15 protein-coding genes and 1 tRNA gene are annotated in these 22,067 nt (G+C 57.8%); 9 read left to right on the top strand and 7 right to left on the bottom strand.

The features are described 5' to 3' along the window. Positions 1–21: 21 nt before the first annotated feature. Complete coding sequence (locus AC05K6_RS00635) at positions 22–789, bottom strand: hypothetical protein (protein WP_476727469.1); 768 nt, start codon at positions 787–789, stop codon at positions 22–24. Between the two features lie 143 nt (positions 790–932). Between AC05K6_RS00635 and AC05K6_RS00640 the strand changes: the two genes are divergently transcribed. Together AC05K6_RS00640 and AC05K6_RS00645 are read left to right on the top strand one after the other, a co-directional pair. Further along, positions 933–2,447: a carboxylesterase/lipase family protein gene (locus AC05K6_RS00640; protein WP_476727470.1), complete on the top strand. Its 1,515-nt coding sequence runs from the start codon at positions 933–935 to the stop codon at positions 2,445–2,447. Positions 2,448–2,573: 126 nt separating this feature from the next. Further along, a complete protein-coding gene (locus tag AC05K6_RS00645) occupies positions 2,574–3,452 on the top strand; it encodes a hypothetical protein (protein ID WP_476727471.1) in 879 nt (292 codons plus the stop codon). 13 nt (positions 3,453–3,465) lie between these two features. Here the strand turns inward: AC05K6_RS00645 and AC05K6_RS00650 are convergent, their stop codons facing one another. After that, positions 3,466–3,954, bottom strand: a complete 489-nt coding sequence (locus AC05K6_RS00650) for a hypothetical protein (RefSeq protein WP_476727472.1) — start codon at positions 3,952–3,954, stop codon at positions 3,466–3,468. 142 nt (positions 3,955–4,096) lie between these two features. Here AC05K6_RS00650 and AC05K6_RS00655 point away from each other — a divergent pair, with 142 nt between their 5' ends. Both AC05K6_RS00655 and AC05K6_RS00660 read left to right on the top strand, forming a co-directional pair. Further along, positions 4,097–5,611 carry an FAD-dependent oxidoreductase gene (locus tag AC05K6_RS00655; RefSeq protein ID WP_476727473.1) on the top strand — a complete coding sequence of 505 codons (1,515 nt, stop codon included), beginning with the start codon at positions 4,097–4,099 and terminating at the stop codon, positions 5,609–5,611. Between the two features lie 110 nt (positions 5,612–5,721). Then, positions 5,722–7,875: a DEAD/DEAH box helicase gene (locus AC05K6_RS00660; RefSeq protein ID WP_476727474.1), complete on the top strand. Its 2,154-nt coding sequence runs from the start codon at positions 5,722–5,724 to the stop codon at positions 7,873–7,875. A gap of 287 nt (positions 7,876–8,162) precedes the next feature. Here AC05K6_RS00660 and AC05K6_RS00665 read toward each other — a convergent pair whose 3' ends face one another. From AC05K6_RS00665 to putP, 3 genes are all read right to left on the bottom strand, one after another. After that, positions 8,163–8,648, bottom strand: coding sequence for a hypothetical protein (locus AC05K6_RS00665; protein WP_473963688.1), 486 nt, complete (start codon positions 8,646–8,648; stop codon positions 8,163–8,165). Positions 8,649–8,740: 92 nt separating this feature from the next. Further along, positions 8,741–9,316: an HNH endonuclease family protein gene (locus AC05K6_RS00670; protein WP_476727475.1), complete on the bottom strand. Its 576-nt coding sequence runs from the start codon at positions 9,314–9,316 to the stop codon at positions 8,741–8,743. A 155-nt stretch (positions 9,317–9,471) separates the two neighbouring features. Then, positions 9,472–11,052 (bottom strand): sodium/proline symporter PutP, encoded by a 1,581-nt coding sequence (gene putP, locus AC05K6_RS00675; RefSeq protein WP_476727476.1) that lies wholly within the window; start codon positions 11,050–11,052, stop codon positions 9,472–9,474. A gap of 173 nt (positions 11,053–11,225) precedes the next feature. On the opposite strand from putP, the gene AC05K6_RS00680 reads away from it, so the two are divergent. From AC05K6_RS00680 to AC05K6_RS00695, 4 genes are all read left to right on the top strand, one after another. Continuing rightward, positions 11,226–14,342, top strand: a complete 3,117-nt coding sequence (locus AC05K6_RS00680; protein WP_476727477.1) for a DEAD/DEAH box helicase — start codon at positions 11,226–11,228, stop codon at positions 14,340–14,342. Positions 14,343–14,499: 157 nt separating this feature from the next. Then, positions 14,500–15,378: an SWIM zinc finger family protein gene (locus AC05K6_RS00685; protein ID WP_476727478.1), complete on the top strand. Its 879-nt coding sequence runs from the start codon at positions 14,500–14,502 to the stop codon at positions 15,376–15,378. 8 nt (positions 15,379–15,386) lie between these two features. Beyond that, positions 15,387–16,655 (top strand): metallophosphoesterase family protein, encoded by a 1,269-nt coding sequence (locus AC05K6_RS00690; protein WP_476727479.1) that lies wholly within the window; start codon positions 15,387–15,389, stop codon positions 16,653–16,655. Between the two features lie 22 nt (positions 16,656–16,677). Continuing rightward, complete coding sequence (locus AC05K6_RS00695) at positions 16,678–19,455, top strand: ATP-binding protein (RefSeq protein WP_476727480.1); 2,778 nt, start codon at positions 16,678–16,680, stop codon at positions 19,453–19,455. Positions 19,456–19,460: 5 nt separating this feature from the next. Here AC05K6_RS00695 and AC05K6_RS00700 read toward each other — a convergent pair whose 3' ends face one another. After that, positions 19,461–19,685 (bottom strand): hypothetical protein, encoded by a 225-nt coding sequence (locus tag AC05K6_RS00700; RefSeq protein WP_476727481.1) that lies wholly within the window; start codon positions 19,683–19,685, stop codon positions 19,461–19,463. Between the two features lie 461 nt (positions 19,686–20,146). Beyond that, positions 20,147–20,219, bottom strand: a tRNA-Arg gene (locus tag AC05K6_RS00705). Positions 20,220–20,347: 128 nt separating this feature from the next. Here AC05K6_RS00705 and argS point away from each other — a divergent pair. Beyond that, complete coding sequence (gene argS / locus AC05K6_RS00710; RefSeq protein WP_476727482.1) at positions 20,348–22,018, top strand: arginine--tRNA ligase; 1,671 nt, start codon at positions 20,348–20,350, stop codon at positions 22,016–22,018. Positions 22,019–22,067 lie beyond the last annotated feature (49 nt).

Genomic DNA, 22,067 nt, shown 5'->3' on the forward strand with positions numbered 1-22,067 from the left:
CTGAAGTCAGGGAAGAGTTAGCTAGAAAATCTCGTCTGCCTCGCGAATAAAAACATGAACGTTGTCGATCATCTGTTCTGCGATCTTGCGGTTAGCCTTCGCGCCCAGGTAGGCACCGACGCCGAACGGTAGAACCTTCTTAAACATCGCTCCGCCGAAGCGCTTGCGTACCTGGCGGAAGGCAAAGCGTCCTAGGACGTTGTTCGCTTGCTTCAACTCAACAGAGCTGCTGGTGCGCAGTTTGCGCGCACCGCGCAGATTATTGGCTGCCTTTAGGGATCCGAAGGTTCTGTCCTCGGCCAGTGCTTGCACCAGTTCCTTTGCCGTGGCGCCGGAGATCGCCAGGTACACAACAGCGCGGCGAGTCTCCTCCTTGGAGATGTCGATGCCGTTTAGTTCTGCGGAGGCCAGGGCATATAGTGCACAAACTTCGACGAGCAGTGCGGATTCCGCAGCGATTCCTGCCAGTGAAAGCAACGTACCGACTCCCGGTACGGCCGCTACGCCACCGGTGCCCGCTCCCGAACCCGTGGCGAGGTTCTTAAAGTGCGCGTCGAGGACTTCCTGACGGTGTTGAAGCGTGGCGTCACCATGCTTCTTTTCGATCTTGGCCACATACGACCGAATGAGCGGCTCTTGTACCGCAACCGTGCGATCGATCGCACCGAAAAAACGGCGCGCGATAGGGCCGGAGGGGTAAGGCGCCTGCCGAGCCTGGTGAAGGAGCTCTGACGTGGCGGTGGCTTCGTCGCGGTGACCGCTGGACTTGCCGAAATTGAAAATTCCCATGGCACCCAAGACTAGGGGAAAAATTCTCTGCTGGTTGAACTCCAATGGTTGAAAGGGAACCGGCATAGGAACCCGCATAGGATGGTGGGAAACCTTTTTTAAGGACAACAAAAGACAGCAGGGCAGACAAATGGCAACGGAAGATGACGACTAAAAACGACGTGCGGGTAGAAACCACCGGTGGAACCGTCCACGGCGTAAAGGTCGATGGGGTGCGGACCTGGAGAGGTATTCCCTTCGGTGTCGCAGAACGTTGGGCAGCGCCACAACCCGTGCGCTGGCAGGGGGAATGGTCTGCACACGAGTATGGAAACGTTGCGCCGCAGACGGGCTACAACTGGAAAGACGAGGTTGTAGGCGACGAGGACTGCCTGAACATGGACATCGTTCGGCCAGACACGAGCGACACGCTGCCGGTCGTCGTGTTCCTACACGGCGGTGGGTTCTTCGCAGGGGCTTCCCACACCGCGGTGCTGCGCGGGCATAACTTCGCTAAGGAATTGGACGTAGTTTATGTTGCATTGAACTTCCGGCTCGGTGCGTTGGGGTACGTGGACATGAGCTCCCTGGACGTGCCCGATGCTGCGACTTGCGAGGCTAATCCGGCAACCCGCGACCAGATTTTGGCGCTGCAGTGGGTGCAAACAAACATTGCGGCTTTTGGTGGCGATCCCAAAAACGTAGTGCTGATGGGAGAATCCGCTGGCGGTACGTCCGCAGCAGCTCTCATGGCAATTCCTGCTGCACGAGGGCTATTCCATCGGGTAATTTTGCAATCCGCTCCGGTGATGAGTGTGCACACAAACGCACAGTCGAACCTGTGGGCGCGCAAATTGGCGCAGTATTCCGGGTTGGTGCCACGCACTACCTCGATCGCTGAGCTACGCACATTGGCCTTTGCTGATGTGGTGCGCGCCGGGCAGCAGATGCTGTGGAAGGGGCGCGGGCTGCGAGAGCTCAATGCCGCATTCGGTATCGCCATTGATGGTGAGCTCTTGGTACGGCACCCTTTGGACATTTTTGAGCAAGCTGAACAGCAACAGCTTCCGCTACTGGTTGGAACGAATAACGATGAGTTGTCTGCCGCCCAGATCCTGTTCTTTTCAAAATCCGCGCGGCTGCGAGCCGCTCGGACGATGCTACGTGCACACGACCCTGCTTTAGCTGCGGAAATTGAAGCGGCTTATGGCGACGTAGGGCGACGCGGTGTTTTCGCGCAGATGCTTACTGACGCTGTGTTCTGGGCGCAGTCCGTTCGCCTTGCGGAGCTACACCACAGCGCTGGTGCGCCGGTGTGGATGTATCGCTTTGACTATGCGCCGGCAATGCTGCGGCGTTTGGGGGTTGGGGCGATGCATTCGATGGAACTATCGGCTCTTTTTGGTGACGCAAAGTCTTCGAAAGCCAGTTTCGTGCTGGGCGATGAGATGGCCGTGGTTTCAGCGCATATGCAAAGGGCTTGGAAGAAGTTTATTTGGGATGCAGATCCCGGGTGGGAACCTTATTCGTTGGAGTGCCGTGCAACCCAAGTATTTGAGCGGGAGATGCGGATGGAGGAGGACCCGCGGGCACAGTTCCGCCGAGTGTGGGAGAAATTCGATATGCGGGGGTGGGATGGCGACGAGAGTTCAGTGGCCATGCCGCGCCCGGGGCGCTAGGGGAGTGCGCACAGGTCACGCGGTAGAGCGGATCGGGTTACTATGGTGCCCAAGTCACGGAATGCACGTGTCGCTCTGGGCTAAAACACCTCTCAAACACCTCTAAAACACTAGGAGACGTTGGCTGTGGGTTTCTACGAGGATATTGCTAAAGCGCTGGATACTGAGGGCATAGAGTCGCGAGTAAATGACGGAATGTTGTTCGTGCCCATCGCCCCGGAACTGGAAATTCAGTTCCAGCAGATTGAGCAAACCGGCACGACGGCGGGGATTGACTCGGCGAATGTGTTTATGGCTAAGGGGGAGTTGGACGAGGAAGCGGGCATCGAGGAGTTCGAAGCTAGCCTTGTTGGCGTGGTGTTTTCTGTCGAGGCGGCGGTTGCGGTAGTCGCGCAGTATATTGCGACCGACCAGTGCATTACCGTGCTGCACGACCTTCTTGAGGGGACAGATGATCGGATCTCTGACCTGGAGTTTGAGCAGGATCTAATCGAACCAATGATGGTTCGTGCGGAAGTGGGCAATGGATCTCTGATCACGGTGCTATTGGGTTCCGGTACTGATGAGCCAGAGGCAACAGTCTCTTTTGTGACCTTCGGTGAGGATTACGACGAACTGGTTGATCAGGCGGTTGCGGAGCTGGAAGGCGATGAAAGCCTGACTGATTTCGAGCGTGAAGTCATGTACCGAAACGTGTTGGAAGATGCCGCTGAGATGACCCAGGAAGTCCTTGAACTGGGAACGTTCAAGGACTTCGATCAGCTATTCGATGCGTTGGCAGTGGCGCAGGTACAGGCAACTGAGTGGGAGGAACTGCTGGTTCCTTTCGACGACGAGATCGGAATGCGCCCCCTTTTCGAGGCGGACGACGAGGATTTCGCTGAGGACTTCCCTGAAGACCTCGAAGACGAGCTGGACGACGACTTCGATGATGACTACTTCGAAGACGACGAAGAAGACGAAGACACTGTCGCTGAAGAGGACGACGCTGAAGAAAAGCGTTAAAGGGTGAGTGCCGTTAGGCAGCTCGTGGGGTAGAGCCTTCCTTTGAAAGCAGATCCCGCTGAGTCATCAACCCATGCCACGTCAAGCTAACTTGCGCTTGATTGTGGCGATCACGGGTCTCCTGCGGATCTTCCCGCACGATCCATGCTCGGCCGAGCGTGAGCTCCAGTAGCCGAGTTGATTCGCTAGTCATCCACTTCGGACATTCCACGGAGACCGTGACCAGGAACAGATCCTCTCCTTCTGGCGGCTGCTGCTGACTCAGTCGGCGCCACATCAACGGCGACATTCTGCGCCGTGAAACATGGACCAGCGCAGTGGAGCCACCCGCTCGCAACGCAAAGCGGGGAGCGCGCCAACCAGGTGTAATGCGGATGAGACTGCGCGGATGCCGCAGCATTCCGCGAGCTTCGTTGGCGGCTCTATGAGGTTCGCTCAGGTTGAAGCGCCGAATATTGGAGGTGTTCATGGGGGCGCGCTGAGTGGTGATACGGGACTTCATGTTGACTCACTTCCTTGTAGTCGGGGACGGGTAGTGGGGGGACATTCGTGATGGATACCCGTCAGCGGTGGTCTTTGTTCATGGGTGCACTTTAGGTAGTGAGGTGGACAGGGTGGCGTCACCTAGAACAAGAATAGAACACATGTACCAAACTAGGAAGGTGTGGCACGCGATAGTCCGCGACGTTTTGTGCGATAGCATGGGCGAAGAATTAGCTGGCAACAGCGATAAAGAAACGACGGTTTTCGGGAGCAGCGACATGGCGGAGGCGACACACAGCGCACCGGGTAGCGTGGCGATCGTAGGCGGTGGGCTGGCTGGGCTAGCGGCTGCACGAACCCTGCATAAGGGTGGCGTGAAATGCACTGTCTTCGAGGCCAGTGATCGGCTCGGTGGGCGTGTACGTTCCGAAAAGATTGACGGGATAACCGTTGACCACGGCCTGCAAACCCTCAATTCTTGGTACCCCTCAATAAAAGAGATTCTGCAGCCGGGAGAGTACTCATCCTTGGGGATCCGCAATTTTCAACCGGCTATTCAAACTCTGACTGAGGACGGATTGGCCCTGATCTGCGATCCCATCCGCGCTCCCCACCTGATCCCCAGCCTGATGCGCTCCAATGTGCGTAGTGCGCTATCATTCCGCGACCTTGTGGCGCTGCGTCGATGGCTGAAGTCTGAGCTTTCGCATCGCTCCAGTCTGGAACTTAGAAAGATCAAACAGCGCCACATCGATGAAGATGTAAAAGTTTGTGAGTCCCTTGACCAGCGAGGCGTGCACCGACGCACTCGGTGTGTGGCGATTGATCCGCTGCTGCGGGCATTCCTCTTTGACCCCGAGGGTGAGTCCTCTGCAATCTTCGCTAAATGGATGATCGGCACGATGCTGCGAGGCAACCTAGCCGTATTGGAAAATGGGATGGGGGATCTGGCGACAACACTGGCCCGAGTGCCTAATGCGGATTTCCGCCTTAACTCGCCGGTGACAAGCATCGAAGAAACTGGCGATGGGGTGCTGATCACGGTCGGGGAATCCGCAGAAGATGGCACAAATGGGGCAGGGGGCAACCACCCTGCGACCTCCCGTACAGTGACTGATCGAGAGGCAACCGAGCACTTTCCCCATGTGATCGTCGCCGTCGATCCACGGCACGAAACTGCATTGTTGGGGTCGCCGAAGGTGCCCACCACCAGCGTGTCTTCTTGGTGGTTTATTTCCGAAGAACCCGTGATCGCCGAAGGACTAATGACTGTCGACGGCACGCGTAAGACACCCATTACCTCCGCTACGGAAGTTACAGCAGTTGCACCCGGTTATGCGCCGGGACAGCACTTGGTGGCCTGCAATCATGTGCATCCACAGGGCGGAAATCCCTCGCAGGTGCCGTCGGTTGCAGAAGTGCAGCGCGGTTTGGGTTCGCTATTCGGCGTCGATTCCTCCAGTTGGGAGCTAGTTGCCGAACAATCGTTTATCGACGCCATTCCGCTGATCAGACCAAAAGGTTTGCAACGCATAGGTAAGAATTTGGGCGACCGCGAGCTCCAGGGAAGTCGCATTGCTTTGGCGGGCGCTCAGCATGCCACGCCGAGCATCGACGGCGTATTGCGCAGCGGCCAGCGAGCTGCAAATTTCGTACTTTCCAAGCTAACGGAATAAGTACCGCGGGAGTGCTGCAGAACTGTGGGAAGACCTGCGATAAAGGCCAGGGGAGTGACTGTGCGCAGTGAATCGCTTTATCGCTCAAGTGGGCGTAGGCTTGGACAGCGATGAGTGATACTGAAAACGTCACCGGCGACGTAAACCAGCCGGTAAATGACGAGCGGGTATCTCAGAATGAACTGCAGGGTGGCATCTCGGAGAATCCTTCCCAGGATTCTGCCGTGGATAATCAAAAGCCACAAGAGCCACAAGGTGCGACTGATAAAGCAGTGGAGTCTGAGAACGCTGAAGTGAAAGTTCCAGAGGACAACCAAGAGCAGCAGCGCTCTTTCAACGGGCTGGGATTGCCCGATAACGTACTAGCTGCAGTCAAGAAGGTCGGCTTCGAAGTACCTTCCCCAATTCAGGCAGAAACGATTCCAGTGCTGATGGAAGGCCACGACGTGGTTGGCCTTGCGCAGACCGGCACCGGAAAGACCGCGGCATTCGCGCTGCCGATTCTGTCGCGCATTGACGTGTCGAAGCGTCATCCCCAGGCTCTAGTGCTGGCACCGACCCGCGAGCTTGCTCTGCAGGTCGCAGAGAGTTTCCAGTCTTTTGCTGAGCACCTGGGTGGTATTCACGTGCTGCCGATTTACGGTGGGCAAGCTTATGGAGTGCAGCTTTCTGGTCTGCGACGCGGTGCGCACATTGTGGTGGGCACCCCGGGTCGTGTGATTGATCACTTGGAGAAGGGCAGCTTGGATATTTCCGAGCTCCGCTTCATGGTGCTTGATGAGGCAGACGAGATGCTGAACATGGGCTTCCAGGAGGATGTTGAGCGCATCCTGGAAGATACCCCCAGCGAAAAGCAGGTGGCTTTGTTCTCCGCGACGATGCCTTCTGGCATCCGCCGTCTGTCGAAGCAGTACCTGAATGATCCGCAGGAAATCACGGTGAAGGCCGCCCAGCGGACGAGTGAAAACATCGAGCAGGATTACCTGTTGGTTAGCCACCGGGACAAGCTGGACGCGCTGACCCGGATTCTCGAAGTCACTGAGTTCGAGGCCATGATCATGTTCGTGCGCACCAAGAACGAGACCGAGGAGCTGGCCGAGCGTTTGCGTGCTCGCGGCTTTAACGCTGCGGCAATTAATGGTGATATTCCGCAGAATCTGCGCGAGCGCACTGTGGATCAGCTGAAGGACGGTCGTCTGGATATTCTCGTAGCGACGGACGTTGCTGCTCGTGGCCTGGACGTCGACCGCATCACACACGTGTTCAACTACGACATTCCGCACGACACGGAATCCTACGTGCACCGCATTGGCCGTACGGGACGTGCAGGCCGTAAGGGCCGCGCAATTTTGTTTGTGACGCCCCGTGAGCGTCGTTTGTTGAAGGCCATCGAACGGGCAACGAAGTCTCGGTTGAATGAGATTGAGCTGCCGACTGTGGACGCGGTGAATGAGGCTCGCAAGGAGAAGTTCCGCGATAGCCTGACTGAGTCGCTGGCCGACCCACAGATCAGTATTTTCCGTGATCTGGTGAAGGAATACTCGGAGTCTAACGAGGTGGAGTTGGCGGATATTGCCGCTGCTTTGGCTGCCCAGCTGCAGGATGGTGAGGACTTCTTAATGAAGGAGAAGCCGAAGGAGGAGCGTCCGCGTCGCCGTCGCGACGATCGCTACGGTGACGATTCCCGTAGCGGAGGCGGAGCATATAAGCCTTTCGATGAGCGCTTTAATAAGGATGCTCCGCGCATTAAGGATCGCAATGGTAAGGAGCTTGCTGTATACCGCCTGTCGGTGGGGCACCGGCAGCGTGTTCGCCCCGGTGCGATCGTTGGTGCACTGGCAAATGAGGGCGGCATGAGTTCCCGCGACTTCGGTCGAATTAGCATTTTTGCCGAGCACTCCCTGGTGGAGTTGCCGGCGGATCTACCGATGGAAGTGTTCCACGCACTGGACCAAACCCGCGTCTCTGGCCAGCTGATCAATATTGAGCCGGATCCCGGTGCTCCGACTGGTCGTCCGGGGAGCCACAAGCGTCAGCATCGCAATGACTTCGGCGATCGCGGTGGACGTGGCGGCCACCGTGGTGACCGTGATGATCGCGGTGGACGTGGAGGCCGTAATCGCAGGAATGATTGGAACGACCGAAACGAGCGGAACGGCCGTGGTGACCACCGTGGCAATGGCGGTCGTGGACGTAATGACCGTGATGATCGCGGCGGACGCGGTTTCAAGGGAGAGCGCGGCCACCGCGGCGGACGCCGCTAAGGCGGAGGTTGTAGCGTCAGGGCATCGGGGGTGTCCGGGGGCCGGGGCAGAAATGTCGTTATATCGTGAATCTGCCGAGCCTCTCGCGAAGAAGAGAATTTTGGCGACGCTCTGACCTGGACGTTTTCCGTAATGGGAATTATTGCTTTTAACAGATTCCTGATCCAGCGACATCGACGCGCGATTCGTGTCTGCGCAGTCTGTCTACAGCGCCGGATAGCTATACAAAAATCCCGCGCAGGTTGCCTGAAAGGCATCTGCGCGGGATTTTTTGAAACCCTTGGGGTTTAGAAGAACATCAGGATCGCTGTGATTAGCCACAGCAGGTTGAAGATGCCGGCGAACATAGCAGCCTGTCCTGGGATCTTAGAGGCGTCTGCCTTAGTTGCCTTGGCAGTCTCAGCCTCGGAGGCAGGGGCGTCGCCAGCCTCCACGGCGTTCAAGACCACCAAACCCTGGCGCTGGCGGGGGATAACCAGGGTAATCAGCACACCCCAGGCGATAATGGCCAAAAGTAGGGCGAAGTGCAGTGCATGGTTCTTCATCGCACCATCGACAGTGAAGAATGCGACCAAGCCCAGCACCGGGACCAGCAAGGAAACAAAGCCATAAGAGCGGGTGATGCGGTGCACCAGGCGCAGCGCGCCGACGGCCGCGGGATCACCGGATTGTGCCTTGCGGAACTGGGGCGCGTACATGGAGGAAGCAATCGCTACGGGGCCGATCAGCAGGATCGCTGTCAGAACGTGAAGTGCAACAATAAGGGTAGACATGCCTCCTACTCTGGCAGATTGATTGGTGACTTGTCACTTTGACGGGCCTTTTGAAAGTGCCTTAGCCTAAAATCTTTGTTCGCTGATGTGGACTACAAGTCACAGGCATCTCGGGCGGCTTGCAAATCCGCCACAGTCATCGCAAGACCGTATTCACCGATCACCCGAACAAAGCGTGCGCAGTAGCCACACTGATTCACCGGAGGCAGCCATTCACTCAAGGTCGAGTCTGACTTCTCCCGGTTGACCTCGGAAGCTGTGAGTACCAGGTTGCGCAACGTATCGTTCGCAAATTCTCGGCGACGTGCGTCCGGCCATGCATAAGCGCCCAGATCCCATGCAGCAGCCAGCGGAACGATATGGTCGACATCGACGTTATGGCGGTTCATCGTGCGGTGCGTATAGGGATCGACGCCCCCTTGCTCCATTGCCCTGTCTCTTCCGCGAGTACTCGCACACCCTCCAGTAGAGCCCCCGAATGCTTGCACCAGCAACAGGTGCCGCGTATCGCAAGTGCCAAGTTCGGTGACCTGCATCCCCCAGCCATCGCCGAAGCGATCGCGAGAATATCCCAGTACCCGCGGTCGGGCGGGGATCTGGTGAATGTGTTGTAGGTACTCTGCGACGGTGCGCTGATCCTGCGGGCGGGGAGAATGTGGCGTCACCACCCAATAAACCCCAAATAGCAGTACAACCAGAAATAAGCAGTAGGAGGTGAAAGGGGAAGGGTGGAGGGAGTAAAAGAAAAAGCGCCGCATGCAGCTTTATACTGCAGCGACGCTAGAAAGGTTCGCCCCTATTTTGGGCGGTTAGCCTGCGAAGGCTACTTGGCGGCAACCTCTGCGGCTTCCTCGAAGTCGATATCCTTCTTGGCAGCAACCTTGGACAGCTTGATTGCTTGGTCGAAGGTATCGGTGATTTCCTTGGACGGAGCCTTGGTCATCAGGGTTACGGCGACCATGACGATCACGTTCAGGATAACGCCCGGAATCATCTCGTACAGGTCGAATGGCTTGTCGATGACGCCGAACTGTGGCAGGCCACCCCAGAGGAAGGCGACGATTGCACCAGTGACCAGGCCAGCGGCTGCACCTGCGGCGTTCAGGCGACGCCAGAACAGTGCACCCAGGATGACCGGGCCGAAGGAAGCGCCGAAGCCAGCCCAGGCGAACTCGACGAGACCCAAAATTCCGGAGTCCGGGCTCAGTGCAATCAATGCAGCCAGCAGGGCAACAACCAGCACGGCGATGCGGGAGAGGTTCTTCAGGGACTGGTCGGAGGCGTTCTTGTTGATAAGGCCGTTGTAGATGTCCTCGATCAGAGCGGAGGACACAACCAGCAGCTGGGAGGAAATTGTGGACATGATCGCGGCCAGCACGGCGGTCAGGATCAGGCCTGCGAGCAGTGGGTGGAACAGGATGCGACCCATGTCCAGGAAGATCGTCTCGAAGTTCTCCTGGTCAGTGATTGCGATGGAAGGATCCATGCCGAAGAAAGCCGGGCCGATGATGGCAACCATGACGGTGCCGACCAGGCAGAGGAACATCCAGCCAACGCCGTAACGCATACCTGCGCGAGCATCGGACGGGCCACGCAGTGCCATGAAGCGCACGATGATGTGTGGCTGGCCGAAGTAGCCCAGGCCCCATGCCAGGTTGGAGATGATGGTGACGAAGGATACGCCGGTGAACAGGGAGAACCAGTCGGGGTTGGGTTCGATGGACTCGAGACCATATGCGTTCTCAAGCTGGTAAGTCCAGATAGCGCCCGGGTCATCCATGTGCAGCAGCGCCATAACGGGCACCAGCAGCAGAGAGACGAACATGATGCAGCCCTGGACGGTATCAGTGAAGGACACAGCCAGGAAGCCGCCGACGAAGGTGTAGCCAACGGTGACGGCGGCGATGATGATCATGCCGGTCAAGTAGTCGCCCTCAAAGGTGGACTCGAAGTAGCGGCCACCGGCAACCATGCCGGAGGACACGTAGAAGGTGAAGAACACCAGGATGATGATGCCCGCAGCGATACGCAGGAAGTGGCTGCGATCGTGGAAGCGGTTCTCCAAGAAGGAGGGGATAGTGATCGAGTTATTCGCCACTTCCGTGTAGGAGCGCAGGCGAGGTGCGGTAATGATCCAGTTGACCGCAGCGCCGACGAGGAGGCCGATGGCCATCCACATCTCGGAGAATCCGAGCATGTACAGCGCGCCAGGCAGGCCCATAAGGAGCCAGCCGGACATGTCGGAGGCGCCAGCGGACAAGGCGGCAACGAAGGGGTGTAGGTTTCGTCCGCCGAGCATGTAGTCCTCGTACTCGTCGGTCTGGTTGAAACTATAAAGTCCAATCAGCAGCATGACGATCAGATAGATCACCATGGCTATGACAAACCATGTTTGGTCAGCCACGAACAGTCATCTCCTCAAGTTGAATGTATAAGTTCTATACGTCAGCTTTCGGGCTCTCTGTGCTCCGAAGTGTAGAAGGCGCGCGCAAGTGTGACGCGCACAACTCGACATCCACGTTAGCGAACGTAGTCGCGCTTCGAGGGGTGTCCGGCGTACATGGTAAAACTTCCAGCATGGGATTCACGCATCAAATGCACGTAGTTGCACCAACTTCGGGCGGGCTGTGGTTGTGGGTGGAGCGTGTCGAGGGGCATGGGGTGGTAATGGATATTGACGAGCTGGAAACAGGGGATCTACCAGCGGTTTGTATGGATATTCTGGGGATGCATCCCTGGCGTAATAGGGGAGGAATCTGGCTTTCTACGCCACGGGGAAGGGTGAAGGAATTGCCGGTACCCGCGGTAGCTTTGACCCCCGAAGAATCGGTTGCTCTGATGGGGCAGTTATGTGAATATGCGCATAAAAATACAATCGAAGAAACTGCCTCTAAGGTCGGGCTGATTGATGGGTTTGCCCCGGAGCTTAAATTCCTTATGAACCTCTGTGCTTTCGTTGAAGAAGCAGTACTTGCCGGGCGTGTGATGATGCGCATGGAACGCGTAGACGATCAGTGGTTCCCGCGCTGGACTCTTTCGCCCGCCGGCGATCACATGCGCGTGTTGCAGCAGTTCCGCGAACGCGTGCCCGGGGTGTTGACGCGCAACGGGGGAGAAGATGTGGTGGAGCGCCTGGCCGATGAGTTCGCCCACTGGATTGCCGTGGCACATTTGCGCCGCGAGCCCATGGAGTTCACGTCGGATTTCGTGCGCGCCCTCGCTACGGGAACGGCAACTCGAAGAGGCGGAGCCAGCACCGTAGCCAGCCTGGGACAGTGGCGGCGGGAGGCGGAGGCGGAGGCTGGACAGTTGCTGTTCTTGTTGTCGACCCCCTCCGAAGTGGAACAAACCGACGAGCAAAAGGGTGCGGGTGAGGACGATGCGACCATAGCACCGTTGTGGTGGTTGCAAATAGCCCATTCGATGAATGGTGGCCCTGCTGAGCCAATCAACCCTGCCACTGTGGGCGAAGAGTTAAAGGTAAGGATCATCCGCGGTCTCAATCGTGCCGGAGATGTATGGCCGGATTTCGAACCGCATTTGCGCAGTCTCCTGGCATGGCTCAACATGGGCGCGAATCCGCAGGGGCGGAGATGGTGGCGTCCAGAAGAGCTGCCGAGCGAACAGCCGACCTTGGGGACGAGTCTGGAGATCTCCGAGCTGGCAAGCTTCCTGGATCACGGGGCGGCGGCGCTGCGTAAGGCTGGGTTCGGGGTGATGATTCCACGCGGGTGGGGCAAGGCGCGACCGCGGGTCAAGGCTAAAGCCACGCCGGTTGGCCAGGGGCCGGGTGCTGGCAAGCTAGGCATGGATCAGCTGATGAACTTCTCGTGGGAGGTCAGCCTGGGTAACGCTGATGGCGCTGACGGTGCCGGCGAGGGACTCGACGAGGTGACGCGCCAAGAGCTGCTGAACGCGGCTGAGGCGATTGTGCGCATCAACGGCGAGTACGTATTCCTAGATCAGGAATCCCTCTTGGCTGCGCGCAAGTGGTTTGCGCAGGTTACGAAACAGCAGGATAAGAAGGAAAAAACTGTTGGGGATGTCACTGTGCGCGTGCGCGACATCCTGGAAGCCGATCTGCTGAGCGCCGCTGAGATAGTGGATGCTGACCACGAGTTTCGCGTGGAAGCCGACGGATGGGTCGCAAGGCTGCTGGACGGAGAAGCGCAGTTGGATCCGCCTGAGCCCGTAGATGTGCCTGCCGCTGTACAGACAACACTGCGCGACCATCAACGACGGGGCTTGAACTGGTTGGCTTGGATGCACCGCCACCGCATCGGCGCGATTCTGGCCGATGATATGGGCTTGGGAAAGACTCTGCAGGTGCTGGCACTACTGGCATGGGAGCGCGAGGCTGGCGATTGTGAAGGCCCCACCTTAGTCGTGGCACCCACCACAGTTGTGGAAGCCTGGCGTGCGGAGGCTGCATTGCATGTGCCGGATCTGGAGGTCTTAGTCGATCACGGTTCGGGGTTGTTGGACGATAAAGAATTTGGTGACGCCACAATCCAAGGGCAGGAAAGCGGAATGAAGCGACCGGATCTGGTGGTGACAACTTACGGTCGAGTGGCGCGCAATACCGCCCGATACCAGCAGGTTCAGTGGGGCAGGGTGGTAGCCGACGAGGCACAATCGATCAAGAACCCGGCGACAAAACAGTCCCGGGCAGTGCGCTCCCTGCCAGCGGCCACACATATTGCGCTAACGGGTACACCGGTGGAGAACCGGTTGAGTGATCTGTACGCGATCATGGATTTCGCAAATCCCGGAATCTTCGGATCCGCAGCGGCATTTCAAAATCGCCTGGCTATACCCATCGAGCGCTATGGAGATGACGAAGCGAAGCGCAGGCTACGAGGCTTGGTTCAGCCGTTTATCTTGCGTCGGTTGAAGGACGATGCGGCGATTGGGCTGGATTTGCCGGAGAAGCAAGACATTGTGGAGCGCGTTCCCCTTTCCAGGGAGCAGGCTGCGCTATACGAGTCGTTCATTAAGGATATGGAGATGCGCCTGCAGCTACCCGGTGGCAAACGGCGCGCGAATATCCTGGGGGCGCTGGTGAAGATCAAACAGATTTGTAACCATCCGGCACACTACGCAGGCGACGGGTCGGGGATCCTGGCCGAGGGGAAACATCGCTCGGCGAAGATCGAGCGCATCTTTGAAATCACCGACAATGCCCTAGAAGAAGGCAAAAAGGTGCTGATGTTTACGCAGTTCCCGACGTTTGGAAAGATGCTAGCACCAGAGCTGGAGGCCACCTTTGGTGTGGAGGTACCCGTGCTGCACGGCGGGCTGTCGCGCACACAGCGCACGCGGATGGTTCACGATTTCCAGAGTGCGGACGGACCGCCGATTATGATCCTTTCGGTGCGGGCAGGCGGCACCGGCATCACGCTGACCGAGGCGTCGGTGGTGATCCATATCGATCGCTGGTGGAACCCAGCCGTTGAGGATCAGGCCACCGACCGTGCCTACCGAATTGGACAGAACAAGTCCGTGGAGGTTTATAAGCTCGTGGTACAGGGCACCATCGACGAGAGAATCCACGACATTATTATGAGCAAACGCGAGCTGGCGGGCGATATCGTCGGCGCAGGCGAGGGCTGGATCGCCAATCTTGGCGATGCCGAGCTGAGTGAACTCCTTCAGCTGCGCGAGTCCACCCAGCTGGAGGAAAACGATGGTTAGCAAACCACCGAGAAGGCGCTCACGCACAGACGCGACATGGGGCGAAAATGTGGTGCTCGCCGATTTTGGGGCTAGACGACGACAGGAAATGGACCGGCTGCGGGATGCCCATGGCACGCATATACGTGGGGAAGATAGCTGGGCAAGCTCGCAGTTAATGGAGGCCGTATCGAAAGCTACGGACTCGGGGCGCTTGGCGCGTGGCCGGGAATACTTCCGGGGCGGCAAGGTACTGAGCGTGGAGTTTGCCGAGAACGTGGTTGCCGGCCTTGTTGACGGTTCTCAGCTGGAGCCTTTTGAAACTTCGATTCACCTGCGCAAACTCACGGATCGGCAGCGTGACTTTGTATACGATGAGATGCTTTCCGATAGCTCGCATATTCGTTCCATCCTGGGCGGTGGCGCGCCGGGTATGGATGTGGCTTCAGTGCTATTGCATCCCGGGCATGTCAATCGGGTGAGCTGTACGTGCCCGGATAAGTCCGCGATCTGCAAGCATGTGGTGGCATTGGCTTATTCTGCTGCGGAGCGACTGGAAAAGGACCCCAGTATTCTGCTGCGATGGCGGGGGCTGAATGCGCAGGAGCTGCTGCGCCCGGTACAGGGCTGGAGCAACGGGGGTGTGGGGGCGTCGCCACGAAAGCAGCCTCAGGCGCGCAATGCCGGAACGGTGCGGGAACAACAGTCAGAACAGGTGGACTCGGCAGAGTTTTGGGGCACCGCGGCAGAGCCGGTCGATTGGGAGCCGTTGAGTTGGGAATCCGGGTTGGAACAGGGGGACCAGAAGGCGCTGAATGAGGCTATGCGTTCGGTCGCGTGGCATGCGGTGGATCAGCTCAAAGCGACGCATGAGCTGGAAGTTTGTTTTGAAACCCTCGAGAAATCCGAACCTATGTTCTATTATAAAACTAGGTTGTCCGACACAGTTGATAGAACTACGGGCGAGACAAGCGACAGGGCGACGGATCACGCAGCGGAACGAGCAAACGGCGAAATAGATCGCGATAAAAGCGACGAGATCGGGAAGAACAGGTAGCGGAAGATATGGCACAACCAATGACGGCAATGTCCGCGCACCGGGCGCGGATTATGCACACGTCGGACTGGCAACTGGGGATGCAGAGGCATTACTTAAGTGCTGAGGCGCAGTCGCGTTTTGATGAATCGCGGCTATCTACGATTGAGAAGCTGCTAGAGCTCGCACGGGAAAAGGGATGCGACGCAGTAGTGGTAGCAGGCGATGTTTTTGACAATAACTTGCTGAAACCAGAAATCTACGGTCGAGCCATCGACGTGTTGAAAGGCTCAGCGGTACCCGTTTTTCTACTGCCAGGTAACCACGATCCGCTGGACGCGGCGAGCGTGTACCACAGGGAAGAATTCGACGAGTTGACGAACGTTTTCGTCCTCAAGGACACGCAGCCAATTGCGGTGCCGAACTCCGATGGAGCCCGCGAGGGGAGTGCGACCTTAGAAATCGTGGGAGCGCCGCTGCGGGGGAAAAGCGCAGAACAGGATCTGGTTGCAGCCGCTCTGAGCGGGCTAGAGCCGATAGAGGGGGCAGGTATTCGAGTATTGGTCGGGCATGGTGGGGTGAGCTCTTTTGGTGAAAAAGACGATCTCGACTGCATCGACGTGGACAATGCAGCCCAGGCCTGCCGTGATCGCAAAGTGGATTATGTGGCGCTAGGAGATACGCACTCGACGATGCCGCTAGATGCAGACGGCACCCAGGCACGAGTGTGGTACTCCGGTGCGCACGAGGCCACGGCTTTCGTTGATGAGGACGGCCGAGGTGAATCGAACTCTGGCAACGTGCTGGTGGTGGACATTGCAGTGGATCCGGCGCGCCCCGAGCAGCAGGCACAGGTGCAGGTTGAAGAGATTCCGGTGGGAGGGTGGACGTTGAGGGCTGTGGCCGCGACAGTGAACTCAACGGAGGATATTGATGAATTCCTGGGGCGGTTGGAAGCTATCGAGGCCAAGCGCACCACCGTTATCAAATACTCGCTGGAGGGGATGCTATCCGTTCACGATGCTGCTTACTTGGATGAACGAGTAGCCAAACTTAAGCCGACCTTCGCAGCTCTATATGAACGCGATCGGTTAATGGATGTGCACGTTATTCCCGATGAGGATGAGCTATCTGAAGGGCTGCTGGGTCAGGGCTTTATTGGTGAGGCAGCACATGAACTCAAGGCAATAGCCGAAATCAAGAGTAAGGATCCAGAGCAGGTGCGGAAATCCCAGTGTGCACAGGATGCACTGCGCTTGCTGGTGCGGCTGGCCAAGCACGCGGAGAAGGGCAACTAGGGGAGAGGAACGGTTTAGGAAGATGACAACTTCTAACCAGGCCAGCTTTGTCTTGGAAAGCCTGGAAGTCTACAACTTTGCAGGTATCAGCTCTGCCCATTTCACTCCTAAAGCGACGGGAGTGACCGTTGTTTACGGCAGTAACGAGGCCGGCAAATCCAGTTTGATGAATGCCTTTGGGTTGCTGCTTTCCGATTGGAAGGTTTCGACAGGTTCCAGGAAGGTTAGTGTCTTTTTCCCCGTAGGTGGAGGCTCAAAACCGAAAATCACCGCCCGCATGCGCCTTGGCGAGTACCAGGTGGAGTACACCAAGGACTTCGAGAAAAAGAAAACGAAGCTGGATGTGCTGCGTCCTTCCGTACGTAACTACGACGGTGTCGCTGCGATGGAAAAGTTCAACGCGCTACTAAACGAGAACATAGATTCTGCGCTGCGCGAGGCGCTGTTCGTCAGTCAGGGCGAACGCTTGGATGCCCTAGATTTCACTGCAATTCCCGCCCTTTCTTCAGCTCTTCGAACTGCCGGTGATCGCGCTGTGGGGGAAGGGAGTGAGGCTCATGACGCCACAGTAGGCGCCGTTGGTGGCATCCGTGAAGACGATCAGGGAGCAGCAGAGAGACTGGTTCGCCTGATCGACGAAGAGGACAGGAAGTTACGGGATCGGCGAAGCAACCGAAACTCCAGGGGAGAACTGGCGAAGGCCGAGGCGGAACTTGCTAGTGCGGAAGAAGCTCTGGCAACTGCGGAGAGTGATTACAACAACGCTCAAGGGACAATTCGCAACATTGAATCCCTGCAGACCCAGCGGGCGGAGGCGGAGGCCGACCTACCGGATGCACAGAAGGAGTACGACGAGTGCGTCCAGCGGCTGGAAGCCGCGAAGAAGGTTGCGGAGACTCTCCGCACCTTGGAAAACGAGTTGGATCTGAAACACGATCAGGTCGGGCGTTGGGACGACGCCTTCGAAGCTCGGGAAAATCTGAAGTCAGCGCTGGAGAAGCAGGAGCAGTCACTGAAGACGGCGACCGAGGAACTTGGCGGCGTCCAAAAGAAAGCCGACGAACAACAGGCTGAGCGCAATGAAGCCCAGAAGGCCTTCGATAGTGCCCATGTTGCCTATGCATTGGCGGATAAGCGTGCCAAGCTGGCTGCTGCGCTGAAGAAAGAAGCGGAGGTGCAGGAGCAGCTGGATGGCGCTGCAGAGGAACGCGATGATGCCATCGAGCTGGACTCCAAGGTCACGGAGCTGGCACAGAAGGTAGATCGCGACCCCGCAACGCCCAAGGCGGAGCAGAGGATTCGTGAAGCGATCTCGGATCTAGAAGCACAGATCAAGATTCGCGATGTCGGAGCGACTGCCGTGCACATTACCGGGCCGATCGGAGGCACGGTCGTGGATGATGGGGTGGAAAGGGTACTGGGGGACGGTGGTCTGGAAAAGAAAGTCACCACCGAATGGACGGTGGGGCTGGGTGAATACCAAGTATGTGTGACTCCAGCGCAGGATTCCAGCAACCTCGACTTGAAGGTCACCGAGGCGCTACAGAAGGTCAATGCGGAGCTTTCATCAGTTGGGCGCGAGCACATCGATCTGGAGGACTCCCGCGCTGAAGTTTTGGAGGAATTCGGACGCGCTGTGCGAGCACGTAACGAGGAGGAGGAGAACCTGCGTGACCTGCGAGCCAGTCTCAAGGCCACTCTTGGCAAGCGCTCGATGTCTGACCTCAACAGTCTGGTAAGTAGCCTTACTGCCGAACTGGAAGACCTACGGAAGAGCTGCGGTAGCTTGCGAAGTGACGCCAATGCGGAGCCTGATGGGACTATCGACGATGCGGAAGCCACCGCTGCCTTGGAGGTAGCGACCCGGGATCGCGATGCGGCCAGTGAGCGGCTACTTTCACTGCAAAACAGTGACGCAATCGAGCGGAAAATCCAACATGAGGCGAAGGTTGAGAGCCTGCAGCAGCAGTTGGATGCGACATCGAAGAATCTGGAGGCGGCTCGTCAACGTCACTCCGATGAAGACCTACGCACGAAACGAACGCAGGCAATTGCGGCCGTGGAAGTGGCGCGCTCGGAATTGGAATCAAAGCGCCGAGAAGTGGGAGAGCTTGGGGACGTTACGGATGCGCAGGCAAGCCTCGACGGGGCACAAAGCCGGCTGAATATGCTCAGTCAGCAAATGCAGGAATGCTGTGTGAATATCGCTGCAATGAATGCGAAGCTTGGACAGGCTCGGGGCTCTGCAGATACGAAGGAGCGAGCAGAAACGGAGGTGAAGCGCCTTAAGGGTGTGGTTACTAGATTGCGCAGGCAAGCGGATGCTGCGGAGCTGTTGCACGAGGTGGTTCAGGCATCGCGGAAGCGGATGCAGGAGAAGTACTCCGAGCCTTATCGAAAGGCTCTGAATAAGCTTTCTGGGATGGTCTTCGGCAGCGATGTGGATCTGGATGTGGACGAGAAGTTCCAAGTTTCAAGCCGCGCAATCGGCAGTGTGCGTCTGGACAAAGAACAGCTCTCTGGAGGTGCACAGGAGCAGGTGGAGATTCTGCAGCTCCTCGCGATTGCCCGGCTGGTGGGTCACGATGGCAGCGGTGTGCCGATCTTCCTGGACGACGTTCTGGGGTTCAGCGATACTGATCGGTCGAAGAGTATGAACAAGGTGCTCGGTGCGCTGGGTAGGGACAATCAGATCATCGTGCTGACTTGTGACGAGGATCGATTCTCGCGGATTCCAAACGTGAATTTTCAGAGTATCGAGAGCGTAAAGAACTCAGGATCGGGAGCTTCTGAAGCTTAATTCTCTCAGTAGCCTTCCTCGTACCCGTAGTCGTAGTCCTGTGCGTCGCTATAGCCATCGTTGTAGCCCTCGTAATAGGAATCGCCTGGGGCGGGAGCCGGCTCGGCGGGACGAGCGGCCATCATTTTGTTGGCACAGGTCTGAGTCCAACCTGACGTCCCATCGGTAAAGAATGTTGTGCCAGTTTCGTGAAGTGAGGGATCGCCACAGGATGCGATTGTCTTGTTCATTACTGAAGGGGCAGCCTGACCTGGAGCTTCAGTGTGCCCAATGACAGCCTCACCGTTCGTGGTCGTCTTTTGCTGTGGACCGCCCGGAGTGGGGGTGGGGGATTTAGCTTCTGAGCTCTTCGTTTTGGACGTACTTGTCGTGGTTTCTGGGGACGCAGTTACGGTAGTGGTCTGCACATCCCCTGAGTCATCCCCGCCGGAACCACAACCACACAGGGCAAGGACGGATGTTAAAACCAGAGCGAAAGTACTCGCGCGGCGCATGGTCGATCTCCTTGAGAAATAAAAAGAATTTTCTTAAGAATACCCAGCATGCGGATCATCGTGGCCATATCCTCGCCGGAGTTAAAGCCATGACGCTGCCCCGGTTAAAGCGGAAAACGTAACTTCCTCCACTAGGGCAATCCAAAAGCAAAAGCCTCGGAACAAAATCAAAAGCGATGTCCCGAGGCTTTACAACGTGCCCTCGGCGAGATTCGAACTCACGACCCCTGGTACCGGAAACCAGTGCTCTATCCCCTGAGCTACGAAGGCGTCGTATTGGCGGTTCACTTTAAGTTCACGTCAATACGGGTTGAAAGTCTAGCACTGCAATAGGGCAGTAGTTTAATCACCTCCACCACTGCGTGAGCGGCTCGACTCCACTGCTAGTGTTTAATGCTGTGACTCCTGCTGAATTGTCTGAACTGATTACCGAAACTGCCCGCACGACCCTGGATGCCCACGGCCTGGATTCTTCCGTGGTGCCGGAAGGCGCTACCGTGGAACGCCCACGCAACCCGGAGCACGGCGACTACGCAACGAACATCGCTATGCAGGTCGCCAAAAAGGCCGGTACGAACCCTCGTGAGCTCGGTACCTGGCTCGCGGAATCCCTCGCCGGCCACGACGGTATCGACGAGGCCACCGTTGCAGGCCCAGGCTTTATCAACATTCGCCTGGCCGCTGCTGCACAAGGCAAGATTGTCGAGCAGATCCTCGCTAGCGGTGCAGATTTCGGCCACGGCGATGAGTTCGCCGGAACCGCCATCAACCTTGAATTCGTCTCTGCAAACCCAACTGGCCCCATCCACCTGGGTGGCACACGTTGGGCCGCCGTGGGCGATGCGCTGGGACGAGTGCTGACCGCCCGCGGCGCGAAAGTTACCCGCGAGTACTACTTCAACGACCACGGCGCACAGATCGACCGTTTTGCCCGCTCTCTGCTGGCTGCTGCGAAGGGCGAACCTACCCCGGAAGACGGCTACGGCGGCGACTACATTCAGGACATTGCCTCGCAGATCGTGGAAAAAACCCCCGACTGGCAGCAGCTCAGCGCAGACGATGCACAGGAGCTATTCCGCTCCCAGGGCGTGGACCTGATGTTTGCCCATATCAAGCGCACCCTGGCGGAGTTCGGTACGGAGTTCGACGTGTACTTCCACGAAAACTCCCTGTTCGAGTCCGGTGCCGTCGAAGCGGCGATCCAGAAGATCAAGGACAACGGCAACCTTTATGAAGCCGACGGTGCCTGGTGGCTGCGCTCCACCAACTTCGGCGACGACAAGGACCGCGTGGTCATCAAGTCCGACGGCAATGCGGCCTACATCGCCGGTGACATCGCTTACGTGGCCGACAAGTTCGACCGTGGCCATAATCTATGCATCTACATGCTCGGCGCCGACCACCACGGATACATCGCCCGTCTCCGCGCAGCAGCTGCAGCCATGGGCTACGACCCGGAGCAGGTCGAGGTGCTCATCGGTCAGCTGGTAAACCTCGTCAAGGATGGCAAGGCAGTGCGTATGTCGAAGCGCGCTGGCACGGTCATCACCCTGGACGACCTTGTTGAGGCCATCGGCGTGGATGCTGCCCGCTATGCGCTGATCCGTAGCTCCGTCGATTCCTCTTTGGATATCGATATGGATCTGTGGGCTTCGCAGTCCAACGACAACCCGGTGTTCTACGTCCAGTATGCACACGCTCGCTTGTGCTCCCTGGGACGCAAGGCAGCGGATCTCGGCGTCACCCGTGAAGGCGCCGATCTAGCCCTACTAACGCATGACCGCGAGGGCGACCTCATCCGTACCTTGGGTGAGTTCCCGGCCGTCGTGAAGACCGCTGCGGAGCTGCGCGAACCCCACCGTGTGGCCCGCTACGCGGAGGCGCTGGCCGGAGCATTCCACCGCTTCTACGACGCTTGCCAGATCTTGCCGAAACCCAGCGACGACGAGCAGACCGTTGCAGAGAACAAGGCGTTGTTCGCCGCTCGCCTCTCCCTGGCCTCTGCGGCTCGCCAGACTCTCGCCAACGCGCTGGAGCTGCTCGGTGTGTCTGCCCCGGAGCGCATGTAGACCAGAGCGCACTGAGGACGGCTGCCTCCTTTTTGACGCCCTCACGTCA

It is taken from the genome of Corynebacterium sp. TUM25020 (genome assembly GCF_056388495.1).

What these genes read in the sequence shown, in the direction of transcription:
- AC05K6_RS00635 (WP_476727469.1), bottom strand. Translation starts at nt 789, where the DNA reads ATGGGAATTTTCAATTTCGGCAAGTCCAGCGGTCACCGCGACGAAGCC.
- AC05K6_RS00640 (WP_476727470.1), top strand. Translation starts at nt 933, where the DNA reads ATGACGACTAAAAACGACGTGCGGGTAGAAACCACCGGTGGAACCGTC.
- AC05K6_RS00650 (WP_476727472.1), bottom strand. Translation starts at nt 3,954, where the DNA reads ATGAAGTCCCGTATCACCACTCAGCGCGCCCCCATGAACACCTCCAAT.
- AC05K6_RS00655 (WP_476727473.1), top strand. Translation starts at nt 4,097, where the DNA reads ATGTACCAAACTAGGAAGGTGTGGCACGCGATAGTCCGCGACGTTTTG.
- AC05K6_RS00660 (WP_476727474.1), top strand. Translation starts at nt 5,722, where the DNA reads ATGAGTGATACTGAAAACGTCACCGGCGACGTAAACCAGCCGGTAAAT.
- AC05K6_RS00665 (WP_473963688.1), bottom strand. Translation starts at nt 8,648, where the DNA reads ATGTCTACCCTTATTGTTGCACTTCACGTTCTGACAGCGATCCTGCTG.
- AC05K6_RS00680 (WP_476727477.1), top strand. Translation starts at nt 11,226, where the DNA reads ATGGGATTCACGCATCAAATGCACGTAGTTGCACCAACTTCGGGCGGG.
- AC05K6_RS00685 (WP_476727478.1), top strand. Translation starts at nt 14,500, where the DNA reads ATGGAGGCCGTATCGAAAGCTACGGACTCGGGGCGCTTGGCGCGTGGC.
- AC05K6_RS00690 (WP_476727479.1), top strand. Translation starts at nt 15,387, where the DNA reads ATGGCACAACCAATGACGGCAATGTCCGCGCACCGGGCGCGGATTATG.
- AC05K6_RS00695 (WP_476727480.1), top strand. Translation starts at nt 16,678, where the DNA reads ATGACAACTTCTAACCAGGCCAGCTTTGTCTTGGAAAGCCTGGAAGTC.
- AC05K6_RS00700 (WP_476727481.1), bottom strand. Translation starts at nt 19,685, where the DNA reads ATGAACAAGACAATCGCATCCTGTGGCGATCCCTCACTTCACGAAACT.